Annotated in this window: 2 protein-coding genes; one reads left to right on the top strand and one right to left on the bottom strand. The window is 50.7% G+C overall.

From position 1 onward, the window contains the following. Positions 1-1047: IS256 family transposase (locus T363_RS0113695; RefSeq protein WP_031476743.1), on the top strand; the 1047-nt coding region annotated here is incomplete at its 5' end. 168 nt (positions 1048-1215) lie between these two features. Here T363_RS0113695 and T363_RS15800 read toward each other — a convergent pair. After that, positions 1216-1395 (bottom strand): nucleotidyltransferase family protein, encoded by a 180-nt coding sequence (locus T363_RS15800; RefSeq protein WP_207640635.1) that lies wholly within the window; start codon positions 1393-1395, stop codon positions 1216-1218. Positions 1396-1910: the final 515 nt, after the last annotated feature.

Raw genomic sequence — 1910 nt, 5'->3', positions numbered from 1 at the left:
AACAAGGACACAGACAACAGCCGTAACGGCCACAGCAGCAAAAGGCTGCGCACCAGCTTTGGCGAAGTGGATGTATCGGTTCCCCGAGACCGGAAAGGTGAATTTGAGCCTCAGATACTAAAAAAGAATCAGACCAGCATCAGTCAGGATATTGAAGAAAAGATCCCGTCCATGTACGCCAAGGGTATGACCACCGGCGATATCGAAGCCCACATCCAGGACATCTATGGCATTTCCGTCTCAGACAGCACCGTCAGCCGGATCACCGACAAGATCCTGCCCATCGCCAAAGAGTGGCAGCAGCGTCCCCTGGAGTCCATTTACGCCGTGGTTTTTCTGGACGCCATCCACTACCATGTCCGCAGCGAAGGGCAGATCGTAAAGAAAGCCGTGTACATTGCCATTGGTGTCGATCTGGATGGCCGGAAGGATGTCCTGGGTATGTGGGTTGGGGAAAACGAGAGCGCTAAGTTCTGGGCAACTGTGCTCAATGGCTTGAAAAACCGGGGTGTAGAGGATATTGTCATCGCTTGCACCGACAATTTGACGGGGTTTGATGCGGCCATTCACGCCACGTTCCCTCAGACTGAGATCCAGAACTGCATCATCCACCAGCTGCGCAATTCCAGCAAATATGTGTCCTACAAGGACCTGAAGGCCCTTATGGCCGATCTGAAGGCGGTCTATGCCGCCGTGGATGAGCAGGCTGCGCTGGTTGCTCTGGATTTCTTTGCAGAGCGCTGGGACAAGAAATATCCGAAAATCTCTCAGTCCTGGCGAAGCAACTGGGCTGATCTCAGCACCTACTTCAAGTATCCCCAGGAGGTACGCAGGTTGATCTATACCACTAATGCCATTGAGGGTTTCAACCGACAGCTCCGCAAGGTGACTAAGGCCAAATCGGTGTTTCCCACCGATGACAGCCTGCTGAAAATGCTGTATTTGGCCATGATGGATATTACGAAAAAATGGACTGGACGGCGGCAGGACTGGAGCCTGATCCACGCCCAGATGGCCATCTACTCTGCCGAGCGTTTGCCCGACTAACACCGCCGGTTCAGGATGTCAAGGGCTGGCTGAACAGCTCCGCCGTCCTTGACATCCATCCCCACCGGCGTTATGTTGTTAGCAAGGCGGTAACTGGACAAGCCTGCTACCGCCTCAAATAAATCATACTCTATCTGCATCATAAACGAGTTTACACAGAATTCGGGATTATCCCGCAAAAGAGGGAACATCCCCGCCACATACTGCAAGATCAATATCACTACGTTCTTTATAATCCCCGCGTGCACGAGAACCAAACAGGATCACCCAATGCAAATCGTATTGTTCAGCAATCTCTCGAATTTGTTTTATTACATTCGCGTTGATACCTGTGTTTTCGGGCGACATAGCAAACATCCTCTCTTTCTGCGATCATTATATCAAATCATGTTGTCTGCGTAAAGCAAATTGTATGAAGCCATGCGGAATGCAATGTAGACCTACCATTCCTGCCAGCACTTTTAGTCTCTGGACTATCTTGCCAAGCCGCTTGGTGTTTATAACTGCCGCTCCAACAACTTTCCTATGAGGCCTTTTGGCTGGCTTTCCCCTTTAGCATTCTCTGTCCAGTATGTTTGACAAAGCTGCCTCGTGCAGGGGCTGTGATCTGTCCATAGTGCGCAGACAATATGACACTACCGTGTTTTATTCATTCTGCACAATTCCGCATCTGAAATTTCTACCTTACAGCCGAGGGGCTTTGGCGGAAAACCGGTGGGCGGCGCCCGCTTCACCCGCGCAAAACGCTTTTCCGAAAAAGTTGCATTTCCTGTGCAAATATGCTATTATTACCCATCTGACGCCGGAAATTATTCTTTTGCCTGCCATCAGAAAAAGGTTCTCGCACTGGTGCTCGCGTTCGC

It is taken from the genome of Agathobaculum desmolans ATCC 43058 (assembly GCF_000701665.1).
Lineage (GTDB): Bacteria > Bacillota > Clostridia > Oscillospirales > Butyricicoccaceae > Agathobaculum > Agathobaculum desmolans.
This window is presented reverse-complemented; position numbering and strand designations above follow the sequence as displayed.